Consider the following 20778-nt stretch of genomic DNA (forward strand, 5'->3'; position numbering starts at 1 on the left):
CCCGCAAGGCCCTTCAGTCCGGCAGGTCGAGTTCCGCGCGGACGGTCTTGCCGAGCGGAATACGGTCGAGTACGGACCAACGGTCGGCCAGTGCCTCGACCAGGAGGAGCCCGCGTCCCGCCTCCTCCTCCGAGGCCGGGACCGCGAGTTCACCCGGGGCCGGAGGGCGCTTCTCGGTGCGGGTGTCGGAGACCTCGATCCGCAGCAGGGATCCCGGCGCCGGCAGGAGTACGAGCGTCAGTTCGAAGTCTCGGCCCGGTACGCGTCCGTGCGTCACCGCGTTCGCGGCGAGTTCGGCGACGATCTGCGCGGCCGCGTCGGAGGTGTCGCCGCCGTGCGGGATGCCCCAGGCGTGCAGCTGGTGGGCCGTGAGGCGACGGGCGAGCCTGGCTCCGCGCCGGGTGGAGCTGAACCGCTGGGTGAACATACGTACGGCGACCGGTGCTTGCCGGGTCGTGGGTGGTGTCATGCGGTCAATGTGGCGCTCTGCAAAGGCGGTTCACCAGGTCGGCGACTCGTACGCTGGGTCAGCGTACGAGTACGCGGTGTGGACAGTGGGAGTAACTGCCCGTAACCATGGGCCGGTTGGGAGTGGGACGCGGGGCACGGGTGCGGGAGGTGGCCGGGGATGACGGACGGTACGGAGGAGTTCGGCGGCGGAGCGGGCGGCGGTGGCGAGCCCGAACCGTCGGACAGCCTCAAGGCGTTCGGGGAAGTCGTCAAGGCCTTCCGGAAGCGGGCCGGGCTCACGCAGGAGCAGTTCGCCCCGAGGGTGCGGTACTCGGTTCCGACCTGCGCCTCGATCGAGCAGGGCAGGCGCTTCCCGCCGCCGCCGTATGTGGTGAGGGCGGAGGAGGTACTGGACGCGTTCGGGGCGATCAAGGGTGCGGCGAAGCATTTGTCGCGGCAGCCGGGGTTGGCGAGGTGGTTCCGGCAGTGGGCGCTGCTGGAGGCGGATGCGATCAGCCTCGATACGTACGAATGCCGAGTCGTGCCCGGTCTGTTGCAGACGGAGGCGTACGCCCGCGCCATGTCGCTCTGCGTTCCGCCACTGCCGGACGCCGCCGAGCTGGAAGATCGGATCTCGGCCCGGCTGGAGCGCCAGGAGCTGCTGTCCACGGGCCGGAAGCCGCCGACCGCGTTCAGCTTCATCGTGGAACAGGCGGTGCTGGAACGGCATACGGGCGGGGAGGAGGTCACCCGTGGGCAGTTCGACCATCTGCTGGGGGTGATCGACCAGCACTGGAACGTCGAGTTCCAGATCATGCCGCTGTACCAGCCGAAGCACGCGGGGCTGGACGGGCCCATGCAACTGCTGGAGACGCCGGACAATCAGTGGTTCGGGTACTCGGAGGGGCAAGAGAACGGGCGCCTCATCTCAGCTCCGAAAGAGATCAGCAACCTCCAGCAGCGGTATGCAAAACTTCGCACGCAGGCTCTCACCCCGGAGGACTCCCGGAGCCTGTTGGAGCGAATGCGAGGAGCACTATGAGCACCCCTCCCGAGCTGGCCTGGTTCAAGAGCAGCTACAGCGGCTCACAGGGCGACGACTGCGTGGAAGTCGCCCTCTCCTGGCACAAGTCCAGCTACAGCAGCGGCAGCCAGGGTGACTGCGTCGAGGTGGCCGCCTGCCCCCATACCGTCCACGTCCGCGACTCCAAGGTCCACGAGGGCCCGCAGCTCGCCCTCTCCCCCGCTGCGTGGACCGGCTTCCTCTCGTACGCCGCCCGGTCCTGACCCACACACCCCTTTGCCCCGTACCGAAGCAACTCCGGTACGGGGCACAGCCGTTCAACACCGAAGCGTCAGCGCGCCCGCTTCACCGGAATCACCGCGACCGCGCCCACCAGCGCGATCACCGCGGCCACCACGAACAGGCCCCGGTAGTCCAGCAGCGAGACCACCAGCGCGCCCAGTGCGGCGGCGACGATCTGCGGGAGGGCGGTGGCGATGTTCATCACGCCGAGGTCCTTGGCCGCGTCGTCCGGGTTGGGCAGCACCTTGTTGATGAGGGCCGTGTCGACGGCCGTGTAGATGCCGAAGGCGAGGCCGTTGACGACGGAGAAGACCATCATGCCGCCGTACGTCGGCGAGAAGACCGGGATGGCGAGGGAGATCGCCAGGCCCCCACCCGCCACCAGCACGAACACCTTCAGCCTGCCGACCCGGTCGACCAGCGGGGCCGCCAGCAGCGAGCCGACGACCGAGGCCGCGCCGGAGACGGTGAAGAGGATGCCCGCCGCGCCGACCGCGTCCTCCGGGGACAGGCCCACGTAGTCCTGGAGGGCGAAGAAGAACAGGGCCGTGACCAACCAGTAGCCCAGCATCATGAACATACGGGCGAGGAAGACCCAGCCGAAGTCGGGGTGCTTGACCGGGTTGATCCAGAGCTTCGCGAAGAACCTGCCGAGGTGGAACGGCTCGCGCGGCTCCTCGCGGGAGTCCACGTCCGGGCTGAGGACCGCGAAGACGACGGCGGTGATCACGATCGCGGCAGCGATCAGGTAGTAGACGAACGGGCCCGCCAGCTCCGGGAAGATCGCGAAGAGGGAGGAGCCGACCAGCACGCCGAGATTGAGGCCGACGCCCATCAGGGAGGAGACCAGGCCCATCTTCTCGCCCGGTACGCGGTCCGGGACGACGGCGGTGAGGGCCGCCTGGAAGCCGTTGAGGACCAGGCTGGTGCCCGCGTACGCGATGCCCAGCATCGATATCGAGGGCGCGTTGGCCTGGAGCAGGAGCAGTGCGCCGCCGCCGATCGCGCAGGCGACGAGCCACGGGGTGCGGCGGCCGAAGCGGGAGCGGGTCCGGTCGGAGAGCTGGCCGAAGAGCGGGTTGCCGATGGTCGCGGCGATGGTGCCCAGCAGGCTCGCGGTGGCGAGGGCCGCCGTGTCGGTGGTGCCGGTGATGCGCTGCACCTGGATCGGCAGCATGAACTGCGGGATCGCCGTCCAGATCATGTACAGCACCAGGTTGGCGAGCGGGATCGTGACGTAGAGCGGGCCCAACTTGAAGCGTCCCAGCGGCGCTTGGGACGTTCTCGGGCGTACAGCGGTCTCGTCGTCGAGAGCCATGGCGGTGCCTTTCGGGGACGGAGAAAGGGAGAGGTGAGGGTGGGGCGGGAAGCGCCGCCGCGCACAGGGTCGCGCGGTACGCGAGCGCCGTGGGCGAGCGCCGTGGGCGATGGCCGTGGGCGATGGCCGTGGGCGATGGCCGTACGCGGGTAAGGAGAGAGCGCCAGTACGGGATCAGGCCGTACGTGAGGCGGCGCGCACCAGCGCGTCGAAAAGGCCCTGTTGGGCGGGGTCCTGCGGCGCGGTGTCCTCCGGGTGCCACTGGACTGCGGTGAACCAGCCCCGGGCGTCCGGGAGTTCGAGGGCCTCGACGGTTCCGTCCGAGGCGAGCGCGGTGGCGACGAGGCCGGAGCCGAGTGCGTCGACGCGCTGGTGGTGGTAGCAGGAGGCCTCCACCTTGTCGGTCCCGGCGGCCCGCGCGACGACCGAGCCCGGCGTCAGCTTCACCGGGTGGACGAGGTGGCGGTGCTCGTGCTCGGGGCCGCCCATGTCCTGGTGGAGGGTGCCGCCGAGCGCCACGTTGACGACCTGGAGGCCGCGGCAGATCGCGAGGAGGGAGGTGCCCGCGTCGAGCGCGGCGTGTGCCACGGCCAGGTCGAAGGCGTCCTGCTCGGCGTCCACGTCGTACACGCTGTCGTGCGTGTCGAGCGCGCCGTACGCCTGCGGGGCGAGGTCGCCGCCGCCCGGCAGCAGCACACCGTCGCAGCGGGCGATGCGGGCCGCCACCTCGGCGGGGTCGGCGACGCCGTCCGGGGCGTACGGGTGCAGCATGAACGGCTCGCCGCCGGCCCGCCACACCGCGTCGACCAGGGCGCGCGCGGTGACCTCGGCGGCGTACCGCAGCGCGGAGGTGGTGGCGGCGAAGCGGTTGGGCAGGCCGATCAGGGGTCGCGTCGCAGCAGGGTTCACAGTTGCATCCAGGTCGTCTTCAGCTCCGTGTACTTCTCCAGCGCGTGCGCGGACTTGTCGCGCCCGTTGCCGGACTGCTTCATTCCGCCGAACGGGACGGTGAGGTCGCCCTCCTCGTAGCAGTTGACCCAGACCGTTCCGGCGCGCAGGCGGCGGGAGACCTGGTGGGCGGTGGAGAGGTTCGCGGTCCACAGGCCGGCGGCGAGGCCGTACTCCGTGTCGTTGGCGAGCCGTACCGCCTCGTCGACCGTGTCGAAGGCGAAGACGGACAGGACGGGTCCGAAGATCTCCTCGCGGGCCAGGCGCGAGTCGTGGGCGACCGCGTCGAAGACGGTCGGTGCGAGGTAGCTGCCGCCGGTCTCCTGGTGGATGCGTACGCCTCCGGTACGCAGCCGGGCGCCGCCCTCGCGGCCTGCGGCGATGTGGTCCAGGACCTTCTCCAGGTGGCTCTCCCGCACCAGTGCGCCCATCTCGGTCGCCGGGTCGAGCGGGTCGCCGACCTTCAGGGTCTCGGCGCGGGCGACGACCGCGTCGACGACCCGGTCCGCGACCGAGGAGTGCACGAGGAGGCGGGACGGCGCGGTGCACATCTCGCCCTGGTTGAAGAAGATGCCCCACGCTGCGGTGGCGGCGGCCTGGTCCAGGTCGGGTGCGTCGGGCAGGACGATGTTCGGGGACTTGCCGCCCAGTTCCAGCCAGACCCGCTTGAGGTTGGAGTCGGCGGCGTAGTGCAGGAAGTGGCGGCCGACGGCGGTGGATCCGGTGAAGGCGAGCACGTCGACGCCGGGGTGCAGGCCGAGGGCCCGTCCGGCGGTCGGGCCGTCGCCCGCGACGACGTTGAGCACGCCGTCGGGCAGGCCCGCCTCCGTGCCGAGCCGCCCGAGGAGGAGGGCGGACAGCGGGGAGAGTTCGGAGGGCTTCAGTACGACGGTGCAGCCCGCGGCCAGTGCCGGGGCGACCTTCCATCCCGCGAGGGTGAGCGGGAAGTTCCACGGGACGACCGCGCCGACGACCCCCGCGGGCTCGCGCGTCACGAGGGCGAGCGCGTCGGGTGCGGTGTGCGGGGCCTCGTCGGTGAGTTTGTCGGCGAGTCCGGCGTAGTAGCGGAAGGTGTTGACGAGGGCGCGCAGTTCGATGCCGTACGCGTCCGAGATCGGCTTGCCCATCTCCAGGCTGAGCGTGAGCGCGAGGTCCGCGCGCCGCTCCTCGATCAGGTCGGCCAGCCGGAACAGCGCCTTTCCGCGCTCGCCGGGGGCCAGTCGCGGCCAGGGGCCGTGGTCGAAGGCGCGGCGGGCGGCGGCGACGGCGAGGTCGACCTCGGCCTGTCCCGCGTCGGCGACACGTGTCAGCTCGCGGCCGTCGCGCGGCGAGACGACGGCGAAGTCGGCCCCGCCGCCCGGCTCCTCGCGGCCGTCGATGTGATGGCCGGCCGGGTGCCGGAGGGCCTTCGCCCGCAGCAGCCAGCTCTCGTACGAAATGTCCACTGTGGGGTACCTCCGGAGTTCGCGACGGGGTCGCCTGGGACGTCGGACCGGCGGGCAGCACCACCGCGTTTCCATTTGATCCCAAACGATAAGCGGACGGCGGCGGCGACCACAAGAGTCGTGACGAGTCCGTTTCCACCCCACTTACGAGCATGAAAATCCCGCAAAGCACAGCAAGCAACGCCGGGATCTGCTGGTATAGGTCCGTCACAGGGACGAGTGATCTTGGAGGTGCCGACATACGCCCCGTACGCGCGAGAAGCGCACGCACGAGGCCCGTACGCCCGGCACCACGTCCCTGTCGGGGTACGCCCCCGGCACGACACCCCCTGTCGTCCCACCCACCGCACCAAGGGAGCGAGCGACCCGCATGAGCCTGGCCCAGCTTCACTACACCTCGGCCGCCGGGTTCACGGCGGTCAGCCCCGACGTCCCCCGCGACCTGCTCGACGAGGCGGAGGAGGTCCTCGCGGCGTTCCCCGCGCAGGCCTTCTCGCTCACCCAACTCTCCGACGGCAGCCGCCTGTTGAGCCGCACGACGACCGACCCCGAGACCGGGGCCGCGCACACCCACGCCGTCCACCTGCCCGCCGGGGAGCGCCTGCCGGGCGGCGCGCTGCCCGTCACCGCGTGGGACTCGCCGCGCTGGACGCCCGTCGCGCCCGCACCGGGGAGCACGCCGGAGCCGCTGGACCTGCTCACCCCGGCCGCCGGGTTCTTCGACCGGGAGGGGCTCGCGGCGTTCGCGGCCGCGTGCGGGGGACGGCTGGCGGGCGTACTGGCCGATGTGCGGGCCCTGTGCGAGGACCCGGGGGCGCAGCCGGTCGTGCTGGTGGAGGAGGACCCGGCGGACATCGCGCGGTGGGTGGCGGTGGTGGGGGCGGCCCTGCCGCGCGAGCACGCGCACGGGCTGACGTTCACGACGTACGCGGAACGGCCGGAGCACGCGCTCCAGCAGATCATCGGCACGTCGCCGGACGTGGTGTTCCCGGCGGCGGGATTCCGGGTGCACCGGCCTGCGTCGGGCTCCTCCGGTACGGGTTCCTCTGATACGGGTACGGGGGCGGCCCGTGAGGTCGGCGACGCGTGGGCCGCGGTGGCCGCGCAGGTGTGGCTGGCGGGGCGGCCCGAGCTGTTCAAGCGGGCCGCGGCCCAACCCTCCCTGGTGGACGGGGAGTTCGAGGAGGGTCCGCTCGCCGCGACCGCGCTGAGCGCCGGGGTGCCGCTGGACTCGCTGGGGCGGACGGCCGCCGCCCTGTGGGCCGAGCAGCACGCGGACGGGCTCAGCGCGTCCGACTGGCCGACCCTGATCGGGGCCCTGTGCGCCCCGGTCCCCGGCTCCCGCCCGGACGGCGAACTCGACGCCCTGGCCCGGCTCGCCGAGCGCGTCGACGGCAAGGTGCCCACCGAGATCCTGGCCCCGCTGGCGGCGCTCTTCGCGGCCGAGGACGACAACCCCACCGCCGTACCGGAGTTGGCGCGCCAGCTCGCCCACGAGCTGCTGGCAGACCCGGAGCGGGCGCGAAGTGCGGCGGTCCGCGAGGCACTGGAACGGCACTCGGCGCTGCACGCCCAACTCCTGGTCCATTTGGATGACTTGGCTCCTGACAATCCCTTCTCGGTCGTGCGACTGCTGCACACGGCGGACCTGGTGCGGGGCGTCCCGGACGGGCTCCCGCACCTGCGGATGTGCGCGGCGTACCCGCTGCCGGGGGCGTCCCGCGAGACGGGTGCGGACCGGGACTCCACGCTGCACACGGTGCTGCGGGCGGCCGGGGTGTCGCCGATGATCGAACCCCTGGTGCTGCGGACCGGGTTCCGGCTGGTCTGGCCGGAGAACCTGCTGCCCACGCCGCAGGAGGCCCGATGGATCCTGGGCGAGACGGGCTCGGACGCGCACCGTACGGCGGGGACGTATCCGGAGCTGATCCGGGCTGCGCTGGAGGGCCCTGCCGACGACCCCGACGTGACGCCGCTCGCCGCCGACCTGATCCGGTGCTTCCCGCACGAGATCGACGCGCGGCAGCTGGGCGCGCTGCGGATGCTGGAGTTCGCGGAGTCGCTGGCGGAGGGGCGGGCGGGGGCGGGGCCGGTGGCCACCGCCCTGACGCTGCGCTCGGCGGCCCATCCGGTGGAGCCGACCGTCCTCCAGCGGACGTTCGGGCTCGTCGCGCGGGATCTGCTGTCGGAGCAGCGGCCGGTGGGCGAGCTGTCGGCGTTGGCGCGGTCGGGGGATGCGGAGCTGATCGGGGCGTACGGGGCGGTGGCGCGGACGGCTCCGCTGCTGGACCGGCTGCGGACGGCTCCCTCCTACGCGGCGGACTGCTTCATGGCGTGGACGTCGCAGGTGGGGGCGAGTGGGGTGTGGGACGAGGCGCGGGGGGCGCTTCTGGAGGAGGTCCTCCGTCCTGCCCTGCAGCACATGACGACCCGTGAGATCGCCTCCCTCCTGGACCACTTGGACCGCTCCGGTGGGTCCCATGCGGCCGACTTCCGCGCCTGGCACAAGCCGGGGGGCACGCTGGGGAGGCTGGCCCGCCGCTTCGGCCGGCGCTGACCGGGGCATCTCCGGCGCCCGGGCCCTCCGGGCGCCGCCCCCCTGACCTCCACCAGGCGCTGCCTCACCCCCCTCGAGCGCCCCTTCCCTCGCCCCCGGGCGCCGGGCCGCGCCCCCCTCCTCTTTCCCCAGCCCCCTTGGGCGGCGGGGCCGCCCCCCGGGGGCGGAACGGGCGGGCAAGGGGGCGGCCCGCCCGATCCGGGCCCACCCGGACACCGGCCCCTGCCCGCACCTGGCACACCGGATGCGCGCAGCCCCGGGGGCCTCGGAGCGCCTCCCGGCACCGGGCACGTGAAGCACCGGCCCGCTGGGCCAAGAGGGTCCCCAGCCCCGCCCCTTCACCTAAACCCGCGGGGCAATTGCACGGTTCCGTGCAGGAGCGTCGTGGCTGGTCGCGCAGTTCCCCGCGCCCCTAAAGGGGCACGGAAACAGAGCGGCCCGCACGGGCAGAGCGCGCCCACGCGGCGGAGCCGCAGAAGCGGCACAGCCCCGCGCCCCTAAAGGGGCACGGAAACAGAGCGGCCCGCGCGGACAGAGCGCGCCCACGCGGCGGAGCCGCACAGCGGCACAGCCCCGGGGCCGCCACACCCGCCCCCAGCACGGCCCCGTACCGCCAATCGGGCAAGACACACGGGAGCCCAAGCCCGGATAAGTACGACAATCCGGTCAGCCATGTGAGCCTGGCCCGGATTGTCGAGAGCTGTCGGTACCCCCCACCCGACCCCCAAGGAGCCCACGTGCGGGAGCCCATCATCCGGAGCAGCGTGGCCACCGCCCTGCTCCTGTCCTCCCTGGCGGGCACCCTCGCCGCCGCCCCCGGCGCCTCCGCGCGCGTCGCGGACGCCGATGTCGGGATCACCAAGAGGGTCACCGGGGCGACCATGCCCCTCGACCCGGGCGGCGTCTTCTCGTACACCCTCACCGCCTCCTGCTCGTCCCTGACGACGGCCTGCATCAACCCCGTCGTCGAGGACGTCCTCCCGGCCGACTTCGACATCACCTCGCTGCCCAAGTCGACCGACACCCGCACGGTCACCTACGACCGCGCCACCCGGAAGCTGACCATCCTCTTCACCGAGCCGCTGGCCAGTCCGCCCGCCCCCGCCGGGGCCACCGGGCTGCCCGCCGGGGTGAGCCGCGAGGTGTCGATCGGGATGCGGGTGCCGGTGGAGACCACCCTCACCGACGGCGCGAAGATCCCGAACACCGCCAGCATTGATGCGGACAACGCCGAGCCGGCGTCCTCCTCCGCCGAGGTCACCGTCCGTGTCCCGCGCGTCGTGCGGCCCGCCACCACCAAGCAGTGGTCGTACACGTCGACCGTCGCCCAGTCCGGGGACGGGTCGACGATCACCCTGGGGGTGCGCAATGGTTCTTCGGCCTCCGCCGACGTCACCGCGCTGACCGTCGGGGACACCACTCCCGCGACGTACGAGAACTTCGACGTGACCGGTGTCGGGCCCGTCAAGCGCTGGCCCGCCGGGGCGGACCGGGTGCGGGTGATGGTGTGCACGAAGCCGGTCAACTCACCTTGCGCAGCAAATGAATTCACCGCCGGGCCGATCGGGGCGGGGCCCGGCGTCCCGCTCCCTCCCGGTGTCTCCCCCGACCGCATCACCGGCGTGAAGTTCGAGTTCACCGCCGCCTCCGGTGCCAAGCTGCCCTTCGACACCACCGGCGGTCAGGTCGCCTTCGACGTCAAGCTGCGGGACACCGAGCGTTCGAGCGGCAAGGCGATCAATCCGACGACCCGTCAGCAGGTGCGCAACTGCTCGTCGGTGAGCGGCAAGGACAGTGTGGTGGGGGAGGTGAAGGGGACGGAGGCCTGTGCCACCCACGACATCCTGCCCAACATCGCCACCGTGCAGGGGACCAAGAGCTACTACTCCGACACCGACGGGAACTACCGCGAGGACGGCACCGCCCTCATCGGCACCAAGGCCCCCGTCACCATGGTCGTCGGAGCGCGCAACACCGCGTCCTTCCCGGTCGCGACGCTGACCATCACCGAGCCCTCGGCGACCGCGGTCAGCGAGTTCGACAAGTTCGACGCGTCGAAGATGGCGGTGGAGTTCCCGAAGGAGGCGACCTCCGCCACCCTGACCGTCGTCTGCCGCGACGGCTCGTCGCCGGCCGCGCTCCAGCTCTCCCCCGCGCCCGCCCGCCAGTCCTTCCCCAACACCGGCTGCCCGGGCGGCAGTCCGCCGAAGCAGTTCTCGATCACCTTCCGCGGCACGGACGCCAAGGGCAGCGGCACCATCGCGCCGAATGCCATCGCGCATCTCGCCATTCACGGCAATCTCAATGAGAAGGCCGTCGCCCAGGACGCGAAGGACGGCATCGCGAACTGCGCGGACGTCTCGGCGACCAACCCGGTGGACGGTTCCGGTTCCGGTTCCGGCACCGCCTGCCAGAGCCTGCGGCCGGAGAACCCGCACGACGACATCCGTACCTCCAAGTCCTCCGACAAGACCGAGATCCCGCCCGGCACCCCGGTCACCTTCACCCTCGACCTCGCCAACGCGGGCACCACCGCACTGGACCGTCCCGCCATCACCGACCCGGCCGACCCGACGGCTGCCGGGAACCCCTTCGACGTCGTACGGCTCACCGAGCTGAAGCTGCGCTACCGCCAGCCGTCCGGGCTGCCGGTGCTGCTTGAGGTGTACGACCCGACGGCCGCCAAGTGGGTCACGTACAACGCGGGCGACTCCGCACTCCTGACGCGCGCGAAGGGCGTGCGTGCCCGGCTCGCGGACGGCAGTCTGCCGCCGGACGGGCGGATCATGGTCGACGTGGTCGTGCAGCGCCGGGACGGCGTCGGCGACGACGTCTCCTTCAAGAACTGCGCGCAGATCACCTCGGGCGGCCGGGTCGTGCAGGACAACGTCTGCACGGGCGAGCCGAACGTCACCAAGCCCGCCCGCAGCGGCGGTTCGATCCAGAAGACGATCTCGCCCTCGGTGGTCGCCAAGACCCTGCCGGGCGTCACCCGCCAGGAGCCCGACGTCCGGATCGAGGCCCGCAACACCGGAAACGTCAACCTGAAGGAGCTGGTCGTCACCGACGCGGACGCCGACTTCTTCGACGCCGCCGACTTCGTCCGCATCACCGGTGTCACCTTCCCGCCGGGCGCCGACCAGGTGCGGGTCGACGCCTGCACCGCTGCGTGCGGCGGGCCTTCCGCGGTGTACGTCAACGGAACGGCGACCGGATCCAGCACGCCCGGTCTGCCGACCGGCGTCGAGGCCGCCGACGTACAGGGGCTGCGGTTCACGTTCTCGCACTCCGGCGGCGGGTACGTGCTCGTGCCGGGCGAGCCCCAGCGGCGCGGCGCCTGCCCGAACATCGTGTGCTTCAAGGTCGCGGCGCGGGAGAACCTGCGCTCGGCACCGGGCACCCCGATCCCCGAGACCCTGGAGGACACGGCCAGCGCCAAGGGGTCGAGCCGGCTCCAGCCGCCGGACGGCTCGTTCCCGTTCGGGGACAGCACGGCGACGCTGAAGGTCCAGGAGGGGCGCGGCAAGCTGAGCGTCGCCAAGGGCCCCGACTCGCGCATCGGACCGGGCGAGACCGCACCGTTCACCCTCACCGTCCGCAACACCGGCACCGGTGCGGTCAATTCGCTGGTCATCGCCGACCCGATGCCGGAACTGCTGCGCTTCGACGCCTCGTACGCGGGTGACGACGGTCTGCCGTTCCGCGTCACCTTCAAGGTGCCGGCCGGCACTCCCGATCCGCCGCAGCCGGTGTACGAGCCGACGCGCGGCCCGGACGGACGCGTCACCCACGTGCGCTGGCGGTTCCCCGACTGGGCGCTGTTGCCCGGTGCGGAGATCAAGGTGACGTACCAGGTGAAGCTGGCTCCGGGCGTGCCCGGCGACTCGGTGATCCAGAACGTGTTCGGCGCGGGCTCCGAGGTCAACAAGGACCTGGAGTGCCAGAAGAACTCCGGCCGTGACGGCGAGCGCGTCGACGACACCGTGAACTACGGCGAGGGCCGCTTCTGCACCTCGCGCGCCGAGATCACCACCCTGCCCGGCACCGCCTTCGAGGCCAGCAAGTGGGTCGCGGGCGACGAGAAGCTGGGCTTCTACAACACGGTGACGAAGAAGTACGTGAAGCTGGACTCGCCGTCCTGCCCGGTCCTCACCCACGAGGGCGACACGTACACCCAGTACCCGTGCATCGCCCTCATCCAGCCCGGCGATCGCTTCGAGTACCTGCTGCGGGCCGTCAACTCCGGTACGGACGCGACGACCGAGGTGCGGCTCCTGGACGTGTTCCCCTATCAGGGTGACACCGGCGTCCTCCTCGGCAACCAGGACCGGGGCACCAAGTGGACCCCGCGCCCCCGTCTGAACGGCGCCCCCGTGCTGACCGGTCCGGGCACCCTGGACACCAAGTACGCGACGGTGGCCAACCCCTGCTCGGACCTGATCGCCACCCCGCGCCGCGACTGCGCCAAGGCCGACTGGAAGGCGGGGCACACCACGGAGGCCACCGGCGTCGAGATGCGGGTCACCTTCGACACGCCGCTGCCGCCGGGCGGCGAGGTCTTCGTACGGATGCCGATGTCGTCGCCCGTGGACCTGGACCAGCCGGGCGACCCTGCGGTCGCCTGGAACTCCTTCGCGCACTCCGAGACCGTCATCCAGAACGGCCGCAAGACGGACCTGCCTGCGACGGAGCCGCCGAAGGTCGGCATCGGGATGCGCTTCGGCAACCTGCGTGTCGACAAGATCGAGGTCAACCCGCCGGAGGGTGTCCCGCTCGGCCCGTACAAGGCCGGGTACCGCTGCACGGTGACCCCCGAGGGCGGCGAGCCGCAGGTGGTGCGCGAGGGCGTCTTCGAGTTCACCCCGTACAACCCGATGTCGCTGGTGGGCGTTCCGGCCGGGGCGCGCTGCGCGGTCTGGGAGATCGCCTCGAACGGCTTCAAGAGCAACCGGATGGGCATGCCGAACGCACAGATCGTCGTCATCACCCCGGCGACGCCGGACGAGCGCGGCGAGCACATCGAGATCACCAACACGTACGTCGACGCGGCCCTGAAGGTCCGCAAGCGGACGACGGGCGCGGCGGCGGAGGAGTTCGGCGACGGGCCGTTCACGGTCCGGGTGGACTGCCGCTTCCGCGACACCCAGCTCCCGGGCTATCCGAAGGACCTCACCTTCCACGGGGACGGCGAGACCCCGCTCGACGATCTGCCGGAGGGCACGCGCTGCACGGCGACCGAGCCGGGGCGGGGCGGGGCCGACTCGGTGGAGGTGAAGGCGACCGACTCCTCGTCGACGGACGTCGCGGTCATCGGTTCCGTGCCGGGCAAGACGGCGGGGCTCACCGTCACCAACGACTTCCCGACGGGCTCGCTGCGGGTCCTGAAGCAGGTCGAGGGGCCGGGCACCGCGTTCGCCGACCGGACGTTCCGCTTCCGGGTGCTGTGCTCGTTCAACGGCAAGAAGGACGCTGTCGTCCGTACGGTCACGGCGCGGGCCCCCTCCCTCACCGGCCAGGTCGACGACATTCCGGTCGGCGCGGAGTGCACGGTGGAGGAGATCGACCCGGCGGGCGCCGACGAGACGCCGAAGCCGGTCGGCCCGGTGACCGTCACCAAGGGCGGCACGACGCCGACCGTCGCCGTCGACTTCACCAACACCTTCTCGGTCGGCCGCCTCACCCTCCGCAAGGAGATCGAGGGCGCCCCGGAGACGGCCCCGTACGCGAAGGCGTACGAGTTCCGTGTGACCTGCATCCGTGAGGCGGAGAGCCCGGACGGCGACCCGATCGTCGCCTTCGTGATCCGCAAGCGGTACACGGTCAGGGCGGGCGAGACGCTGAACGTGCCGGGCGACCTGCCGATCGGCGCGCGCTGCTGGGCGGAGGAGATGAGCGACGGCGGCGCGACGCACACGGACGTCGACCACGGCAGCCACGGCAGCGCGGTCGTCGTCACCAAGGACGCCCCGCAGGTGACGGTCACGGCGAAGAACACGTACGAGACGGGCACGCTCCGCCTCGCCAAGAAGGTCGTCGGCACCCCGGCCGGCCGTCCCTTCGTCCTCGCCCTGTCCTGCACGCTGCGCACCAAGGACGGCAAGGACCTGCTGCTGGTGGACCGCCGCCGCTACACCTTCACGGCAGCCGGTTCCCGTACGGTCGACGACCTCGGCTTCCCGCTCCCGGCGGGCACCCGCTGCTGGGCGACCGAGCCGGACAACGGCGGGGCGACCCGCTCGGTGGTCGACCACGACACCCCGGCGAAGGCGGTCGTCATCGGCGGCAAGGACTCCGAGGCCCTGACCGTCACGGCGACCAACACCTTCACGCCGAAGCCGCCGCCCGCGAAGGCCCGGTTCACGGTCTCCAAGCAGGTGGTGGGGAGCGGCCCCGGCCCCTTCTCCTTCCGGGCGACCTGCACGGCGCCGGGGGCCCGAGTCCCGTTCCTGAACGTGGACTTCGACCTCCAGCCCGGCCGCAGCCGGACCTTCACCGTCCCCGAGGGCTCGATCTGCTCCGCGAGGGAGACGCGGGTGCCGCCCCGGGCGAAGGTGACGGTCCGCGACTCCGACCCGGGTACGCCGGGCGGGGCGACGGACGGTGTCGTACGGGCGAAGGGCGACGCGTGGGTGCGCGTCACCAACACCTTCCCGTCGAAGCCGGTGAAGCCGAAGGGGTAGCCGCTCGCCCGAACCCTCCTGCTACGGCAACTGCCCCGCACCGGTCGGACCGGTGCGGGGCAGTGGCGTGCGGCCGTCACCTCAGTGACAGTTCACGCTCTCGGCCTTGGAGGCGTGGCCCTTGCCCTTCCAAGAGCAGGAGTCGACGCTCTTGCCCTTGGCGTTGTACAGGGTCGCGGTCTCCTTGCCGCTGTTGTTCCAGACGTAGGCGGCACGCCCCCGGTACCGGTGGTCCCAGTACACATTCGTGGCCGTGTTGCGGCCGCTGCCGGTGCGGAGCGTCACCGTCTTGCCCGCGCCGATCTTCAGCGAGCGGAAGGTGTACGTCCAGCCGTTCTTGTCGCGGACCTTGTAGCCCTGGAGCTGGACGGCCGAGCGGCCCGCGTTGTGGATCTGGACGAACTCGGAGTTCCGGCTCGCGTTCGACCCCTTGTCCGCGCCGGGCCCGTTGTACTGGATGAACCCGAAGTGGACACCCCCCTGATGCTTCGGCGCAGCCTCGGCCGGTGCGACCGCACCGAGCAGAAGTCCGACCACCCCGGCAGCCACCGGGACGGCCATCCGTACGCCGTTCTTGCGAAGCATGCACAACCCCCATTCACAAGATCCACACTTTGTGGACCTCTGGAGAATATGCCACCACGAGTCCCCGCCCCCAGAGGCGTGTTCACCGAATCGCGACCTCCGCCCGAGCCCGCGCCGAAGGCCCCGCAACTCCGATGCACGGAGCGCGGGGCCTTTCGACTGCCCTTGTTCAGGCGGGAGTTGTCACCAGGAACGGTTGAACTTCACGTGGCCGCCGTTGCGTTCGAACCAGCCGTACATGCCCCAGTTGATCCAGCCGCCGTCACCGGTGTTCGTGAACTCGCCGTTCTCGAAGATCCACAGGCCGTAGTAGACGTTGCCCCACTTGACGTTCGCGTAGATCTTGACGTTCGAGAAGCGGTCGTCGTAGCCCTGGCTCAGGTTGAACAGCATGACGTTGTGCCGGCCGCCCGATGCGTTGAACGCCTTCTCCACGGCCTGCTGGACGAAGCTCCCGCGGTCGTCGGTGTTGATGCCTCTGAGCGCCTCGGCGACGGCGTTGCCCGAGCCGAGCTTGTCCGCGGAGACGGTGACCGTGACCCCCTTGCCCTGGATCGCGGCCTTTCCGGACGCGTCCGCCTGCGGGGCGACGCTACTGACGGCGGCGGGACGCTCGGCCGCATGGGCGGGGAGCACTGCGGTTCCGGTGAAGGCGAGGGCGGTCAGGGCGAGGGTGGCGAGAGCGGTGGGACGGCGCATGTCGGAACTCCTTGAAGAGGAAGGGAAGGCGGGGAGAAGGGAAGGTGCTACCAGGAACGGTGGAAGGTCACGTTGCCGCCGTTGCGGTCGAACCAGCCGCGGAAGGCCCAGTTGATCCAGCCGCCGTCGCCGTGGTTGACGAAGTCGCCGGACTCGAAGACCAGGACGCGGTAGGTGCCGTGGATGCCGCTGACCTTCGCGTCGTACACCACGCCCCGGAGGTTGGTGGAGTGGCTGACGCTGTTGTTGATGACCATCACGTTGTAGCGCTCGCCGGACTGGTAGAAGGAGCCCTCCATGAGGCTCTTCACGTAGCCCTCGCGGTTCTGCTTGCGCTCGATGGCGTCAGTGACGATGTTGATGATCTTCTGGGTGATGTCGAGGACCGCGGAGGCCACGTCGACCTTGGCCCCCTGGATGGTCATGTCCCCGGGGGCCGTGTGCTGGGCGACGGCGGGACGGGGCGCCGGTGCCTCGGCGGCGTGGGCGGCGGCGGAGGGCAGCAGGATGCCCGCGGCGACGACGGAGCTGACGACCAGGGTGGCGATGCGCTTGCTCTTCATGCTCATGACATTTCTCCTTCGATTCTTCTTCGGAGTCGAATGAATTCGACGGGGAGTACACACGGGGTTCAGGGACTTCAGGGAGGCCGGAAAGGAAGAGCGGGACGAATTCAGGACCGGCGCAGGCCGAATTCAGGCATTGTCCCGCCGACTTCTCCCCTTACCTGGAGTACGACTGCTTCAATGGCACCGCTCTCGGGGTGCGGCCGCTCCGCGCGCTTTCCGTCACCACGAGGTGCGGAAGTGCTCCGCCGCGTCCGTCCGCAGGCCGGGGGCACCGCGTTCGTACGGGGTGGCGGCGAGCCGGCGGGCCAGCAGGACCGCGCAGCATCCGGCGCACAGCAGGAGCAGCAGTACCGGCCGCCGACCTGGGCGGGGGCCTCGATGTTGGCGAGACATCACGATTTCCAGGGAGTCGTACGGTGACTAGAGGGGCTCGGGGCAGTGCGTCGCCGGGGTGTTCCACTCGGTGTCCCCCGGCTTGGCGGGCGGGCAGGCGGGGTCCGCGACGGAGGCCGCACTCGCCACCTGGGCCGAGGCGGTCACCGTAGCTCCACCGGCGATACCGACGGCCAGTGCGGCGGCGCAGAGGAATCGAGCGAGGTTCTTCATGGTGCCCTCCAGAGGGGGATTCGAATTCTCCGGGGAGAATCCGGCGGGTTTTCCTTTCCGGTGACTCAAGAATCCCCCGCACGGAACTCACGGTCCAGAAGCGTCGCCCCTCAACAAGATGCGTGGCAGGAAATGGAGGGGGAAATTTTGGACATAACCATGGGAACCGCCCCTGCGCCGGGGGTGTCGGACGGGGAATCCGACCTCGCCGACGACGAACTGCGGGTCTACCAGCACCTGTTGGAGCAGGGGCCGCAGTCGTCGGCCGCCCTCGCGGGGGCCCTCGGCACGACCGAGGACCGGGCGGAGGTGCTGGCCGGCGGGCTGCTGCGCCGCTGCCTGGCCGCGCTCGACCCGGACGCCGCGGGGCCGCGCTGGCGGGCGGTCAGTCCGTACACCGCAGCGGCCGAACTGCTCGGCCCCGAGGAACACGTCCTGCACCGCCGCCTGGAGGACCTCGCCCGGGTCCGCCAACGGCTCAGCGCGCTGATCCCCCTGTACGAGGAGAGCTCCCGGCGCAGCACGGACTCCGGCGCGATCGAGGTCGTCACGTCGCGCGACCGGGTCATGCTGCTGATCGGGGACGCGGCGGCCCGCTGCACCGAGGAGGTGCTGACGGTGCAGCCGGGCGGCGGACGTCCGGCGGGACACCTGGAACGGGCCCTGCCGCGCGATCTGGACCTGCTGCGCCGGGGCGTGCGGCTGCACACGCTGTACCAGCACACCGCCCGTTACAGCCCGAGCACCCAGGAGTACGTGCAGGCGGTGGTCGCGGCAGGCGGAGAGGTGCGCACGCTCGGGGAGCTCTTCCACAAGATGCTGGTCTTCGACGGCTCCACCGCGTTCCTGCCGGTGTGGGACAACCCCGATGCGGCCGTGGTGCTGCGCGAGCCGTCGGCGGTCGCCTATCTGCGTTCGGTCTTCGCCCACGCCTGGGACCTCGCGGAGCCCTTCGCCGCCTCGTACTCCGCCGCAACCGCGCTCCAGCTGCACACCTCGCTGGCGGGCAGCCTGGCGAGCGGCATGAAGGACGAGGTGATCGCCCGCCGCCTCGGCATGTCGCTGCGCACGTGCCGACGCCACGTCGCGGAACTCATGGCCGAACTCGGTGCCGAAAGCCGTTTCCAGGCGGGCTACCTGCTCGCCCTGCGCACCCACGCCCAGGATGCTGCGGTCCCGGCACCGCCCGACGCCCCGCCGTCCCGCTCGGGACCGGGCGGCTGAGAGCGGGCGCCTGCGCCGGGGCCCGTGCCTCGCTCACCTGTCCCGGACGACGAAGCGGATCGGGGTGCCCGGGACCGCCTGGGCGGCCGCGGGCAGGTGGTCCTCCGGGACGACGCCGATCACCGGGTAGCCGCCCGTCACCGGGTGGTCGGCGAGGAAGACCACCGGGAGGCCGTCCGGGGGGACCTGGACGGCTCCCAACACCATTCCCTCACTGGGGAGTTCGTCCTCCTTGGCGCGGGTGAGGGCGGGGCCCTGCGTGCGCAGGCCGATGCGGTTGGCGGCCGGGGAGACCCGGTAGCCGGGTCCGGCGAGCATGCGCAGCGACTCGGGGGTGAACCAGTCGTGGCGGGGGCCGAGGAGGAGGGGGAGGACCAGCTCGCGGGGCGGGGCCTGCCAGGGGGCCGCGTCCGGGGCTGGCGGGGTGAAGTACGGGATGCCCAGGGGGAGTTCGGCGCCGGGGGTGAGGGGTGCGGGTCCGAGGCCGGAGAGGAGGTCAGTGGATCGGCTGCCGAGGACGGGTTCCACGTCGATGCCGCCGGAGAAGGCGACGTACGTACGGAGTCCGGCGGTCGCGCGGCCGATGTCCAGGAGGGCTCCGGCCGGGACGTGCACGGGTGCGCCCCAGGCGGCCGGTCGGCCGTCGATCCGTACGGGTGCGGGAGCGCCTGTGGCGGCGATGGTCACAGGGGTACGAGGACGGAGGGCGATGCCGTCGAGAGTCGTCTCCAGCGTGGCGGCGTCGGCGGGGTTGCCGACGAGGCGGTTGGCCAGGCGGTGGGCGGGGGCGTCGAGGGCGCCGGAGCGGGGGACGCCGAGGTGGGCGTGGCCGGGGCGGCCCTCGTCCTGGACGGTGGTGAGGGCCCCGGGCCGTACGACGTCGAGGGCTGCGGCGGGGGTCACGTGCGGGGCTGCTCGACGGAGGCGGCGGAAGCGGCAGCGGCGTCCGTGAAGCGCACCCGCGCGCCCGGGGCCAGCAGTGCCGCCGGTTCGCGGCGGGGGTCCCAGAGGACGGCGTCCGTGGACCCGACCAGCTGCCAGCCGCCCGGTGACGAGCGCGGGTAGACGCCCGCGTACTCGCCCGCGAGGGCGACCGATCCGGCGGGCACGGCGGTGCGCGGGGTGGCCCGGCGGGGCAGGTGCAGCTCTTCGGGCAGACCGGTGAGGTATCCGAAGCCGGGGGCGAACCCGCAGAAGGCGACCCGGAGTTCGAGTGCGGCGAGGGTGGCCGGGATGCGTTCGGCAGGCATGCCCCAGAGCTCGGCCACCTCCGCCAGGTCGGGTCCGTCGTAGCGGACCGGAATCTCGATCAGCCGTCCCGCGTCGGCGGTGAGCGGCGGGATGCGCCAGGTCCGGATCTCGGCGGCGAGACCGTGCGGGTCCGCGACTCCGTCGAGCAGCACGGTCCGTGCGGCCGGAACCACGTCCCGCACGGCGGGCAGCGTGCCGGCGGCCCGCCGCCGGAGGACCTCGGCGTGCAGGGCCTGGGCGTGCGCGAGGTCGTCCAGTTCGACGAGGAGGGCGTGCGGGCCCATGGGGAGGGTGTGGAGGGGGGAGGCGTCCATGGTCACGCGAAGGCCTCCAACTGCACTCCTGCGTCCAGCAGTTCGGCACGGACCCGGGCGGCCAGCTCCGCCGCCCCCGGCGTGTCCCCGTGCAGGCACAGGGAGCGGGCGCGGACCGGGACCTTCTCGCCGGTCAGGGCGGTGACCTCGCGCACGGTGGCCATTGCCACGGCGCGCGCGACCACCGCGTCCGGGTCGTGGATCACGGCCCCCGGCTCGCGACGGGAGACCAGCGTGCCCTGCGCGGTGTAGGCACGGTCGGCGAACGCCTCGGGGACGGGCGGCAGTTCGGCCTCCGCGACCGCTGCCAGGAGCTGCGAGCCGGGGAGGCCGAGCACCGGGAAGCCGCCCGCGAGGCGGACTCCGGCGACGACCGCCGCCGCCTGTTCGGCGTCGTGGACGGTGCGGTTGTAGAGCGCGCCGTGCGGCTTGACGTACGAGACGCGGGAGCCGGCGGCTCGGGCGAAGACCTCCAACGCGCCGATCTGGTAGGCCACTTCGGCGGCCAGCTCGTCCGGCGGGACGTCCATCGCGCGTCGCCCGAAGCCCGCCAGGTCGCGGTACGACACCTGCGCGCCGATCCGTACCCCGCGCTCGGCGGCCAGTTCGCACACCCGGCGCATGGTCGCGGGGTCGCCCGCGTGGAAGCCGCAGGCGACGTTGGCGCTGGTGACGACGGAGAGGAGGGCCTCGTCGTCGGTGAGGACCCAGCGCCCGAAGCCCTCGCCGAGGTCGGCGTTCAAGTCGATCGGGCCGATCGGGTCGATGGGATCGACAGGGTCGACGGGTGCCGGTGCTGCGCTCATGGACGTACCTCCACGGTCCC

At 71.9% G+C, this 20778-nt stretch carries 17 protein-coding genes; 5 read left to right on the forward strand and 12 right to left on the reverse strand.

The features are described from left to right. Positions 1-13 precede the first annotated feature (13 nt). Positions 14-469, reverse strand: a complete 456-nt coding sequence (locus IE269_RS12840; RefSeq protein ID WP_189823003.1) for an ATP-binding protein — start codon at positions 467-469, stop codon at positions 14-16. A 159-nt stretch (positions 470-628) separates the two neighbouring features. Here IE269_RS12840 and IE269_RS12845 point away from each other — a divergent pair, with 159 nt between their 5' ends. Both IE269_RS12845 and IE269_RS12850 read left to right on the forward strand, forming a co-directional pair. Then, the gene (locus IE269_RS12845; protein WP_189823004.1) at positions 629-1492 is read left to right on the forward strand and encodes a helix-turn-helix domain-containing protein; all 864 of its coding nucleotides are present in this window, start codon (positions 629-631) and stop codon (positions 1490-1492) included. After that, positions 1489-1737: a DUF397 domain-containing protein gene (locus tag IE269_RS12850; protein WP_189823005.1), complete on the forward strand. Its 249-nt coding sequence runs from the start codon at positions 1489-1491 to the stop codon at positions 1735-1737. Before IE269_RS12845 ends, IE269_RS12850 begins: the two co-directional genes overlap by 4 nt. Before the next feature lie 68 nt (positions 1738-1805). On the opposite strand, the gene IE269_RS12855 is transcribed toward IE269_RS12850, so the two are convergent. The 3 genes from IE269_RS12855 to IE269_RS12865 all read right to left on the reverse strand — a co-directional run bounded on the left by IE269_RS12855 (position 1806) and on the right by IE269_RS12865 (position 5467). After that, positions 1806-3074, reverse strand: coding sequence for an MFS transporter (locus tag IE269_RS12855; protein WP_189823006.1), 1269 nt, complete (start codon positions 3072-3074; stop codon positions 1806-1808). 174 nt (positions 3075-3248) lie between these two features. Then, positions 3249-3983: a gamma-glutamyl-gamma-aminobutyrate hydrolase family protein gene (locus IE269_RS12860; protein ID WP_189823007.1), complete on the reverse strand. Its 735-nt coding sequence runs from the start codon at positions 3981-3983 to the stop codon at positions 3249-3251. Next, positions 3980-5467 (reverse strand): aldehyde dehydrogenase, encoded by a 1488-nt coding sequence (locus IE269_RS12865; RefSeq protein WP_229897607.1) that lies wholly within the window; start codon positions 5465-5467, stop codon positions 3980-3982. The genes IE269_RS12860 and IE269_RS12865 overlap by 4 nt, the downstream gene beginning before the upstream one ends. A 370-nt stretch (positions 5468-5837) precedes the next feature. Between IE269_RS12865 and IE269_RS12870 the strand changes: the two genes are divergently transcribed. Both IE269_RS12870 and IE269_RS12875 read left to right on the forward strand, forming a co-directional pair. Further along, entirely contained in the window at positions 5838-8024 is a 2187-nt protein-coding gene (locus tag IE269_RS12870) for a GTPase-associated protein 1-related protein (RefSeq protein WP_189823009.1), read from the forward strand. Between the two features lie 737 nt (positions 8025-8761). Next, a complete protein-coding gene (locus IE269_RS12875; protein WP_189823010.1) occupies positions 8762-14704 on the forward strand; it encodes a DUF5979 domain-containing protein in 5943 nt (1980 codons plus the stop codon). A gap of 81 nt (positions 14705-14785) precedes the next feature. On the opposite strand, the gene IE269_RS12880 is transcribed toward IE269_RS12875, so the two are convergent. The 5 genes from IE269_RS12880 to IE269_RS12900 all read right to left on the reverse strand — a co-directional run bounded on the left by IE269_RS12880 (position 14786) and on the right by IE269_RS12900 (position 17163). Then, entirely contained in the window at positions 14786-15289 is a 504-nt protein-coding gene (locus IE269_RS12880) for a lamin tail domain-containing protein (protein WP_438817545.1), read from the reverse strand. 183 nt (positions 15290-15472) lie between these two features. Next, positions 15473-15988, reverse strand: coding sequence for a stress protein (locus IE269_RS12885; protein ID WP_189823011.1), 516 nt, complete (start codon positions 15986-15988; stop codon positions 15473-15475). A 47-nt stretch (positions 15989-16035) separates the two neighbouring features. Next, on the reverse strand, positions 16036-16557 hold the full coding sequence (locus IE269_RS12890; RefSeq protein WP_229897609.1) for a stress protein: 522 nt from the start codon (positions 16555-16557) through the stop codon (positions 16036-16038). Positions 16558-16776: 219 nt separating this feature from the next. Beyond that, positions 16777-16950: a hypothetical protein gene (locus IE269_RS12895; protein WP_189823012.1), complete on the reverse strand. Its 174-nt coding sequence runs from the start codon at positions 16948-16950 to the stop codon at positions 16777-16779. A 27-nt stretch (positions 16951-16977) separates the two neighbouring features. Then, positions 16978-17163 (reverse strand): hypothetical protein, encoded by a 186-nt coding sequence (locus IE269_RS12900; RefSeq protein WP_189823013.1) that lies wholly within the window; start codon positions 17161-17163, stop codon positions 16978-16980. Between the two features lie 159 nt (positions 17164-17322). Between IE269_RS12900 and IE269_RS12905 the strand changes: the two genes are divergently transcribed. After that, positions 17323-18387, forward strand: a complete 1065-nt coding sequence (locus tag IE269_RS12905) for a LuxR family transcriptional regulator (protein WP_189823014.1) — start codon at positions 17323-17325, stop codon at positions 18385-18387. 33 nt (positions 18388-18420) lie between these two features. Here the strand turns inward: IE269_RS12905 and IE269_RS12910 are convergent, their stop codons facing one another. The 3 genes from IE269_RS12910 to IE269_RS12920 are packed head-to-tail and all read right to left on the reverse strand — an operon-like array spanning position 18421 to position 20758. Beyond that, on the reverse strand, positions 18421-19290 hold the full coding sequence (locus IE269_RS12910) for a 5-oxoprolinase subunit C family protein (protein ID WP_189823015.1): 870 nt from the start codon (positions 19288-19290) through the stop codon (positions 18421-18423). Next, positions 19287-19952: a 5-oxoprolinase subunit B family protein gene (locus IE269_RS12915; protein ID WP_189823318.1), complete on the reverse strand. Its 666-nt coding sequence runs from the start codon at positions 19950-19952 to the stop codon at positions 19287-19289. The genes IE269_RS12910 and IE269_RS12915 overlap by 4 nt, the downstream gene beginning before the upstream one ends. A gap of 2 nt (positions 19953-19954) precedes the next feature. Next, positions 19955-20758: a LamB/YcsF family protein gene (locus tag IE269_RS12920; protein WP_189823016.1), complete on the reverse strand. Its 804-nt coding sequence runs from the start codon at positions 20756-20758 to the stop codon at positions 19955-19957. Between the last annotated feature and the right edge of the window lie 20 nt (positions 20759-20778).

The organism is Streptomyces spiroverticillatus (assembly GCA_014650415.1).
GTDB lineage: Bacteria > Actinomycetota > Actinomycetes > Streptomycetales > Streptomycetaceae > Streptomyces > Streptomyces spiroverticillatus.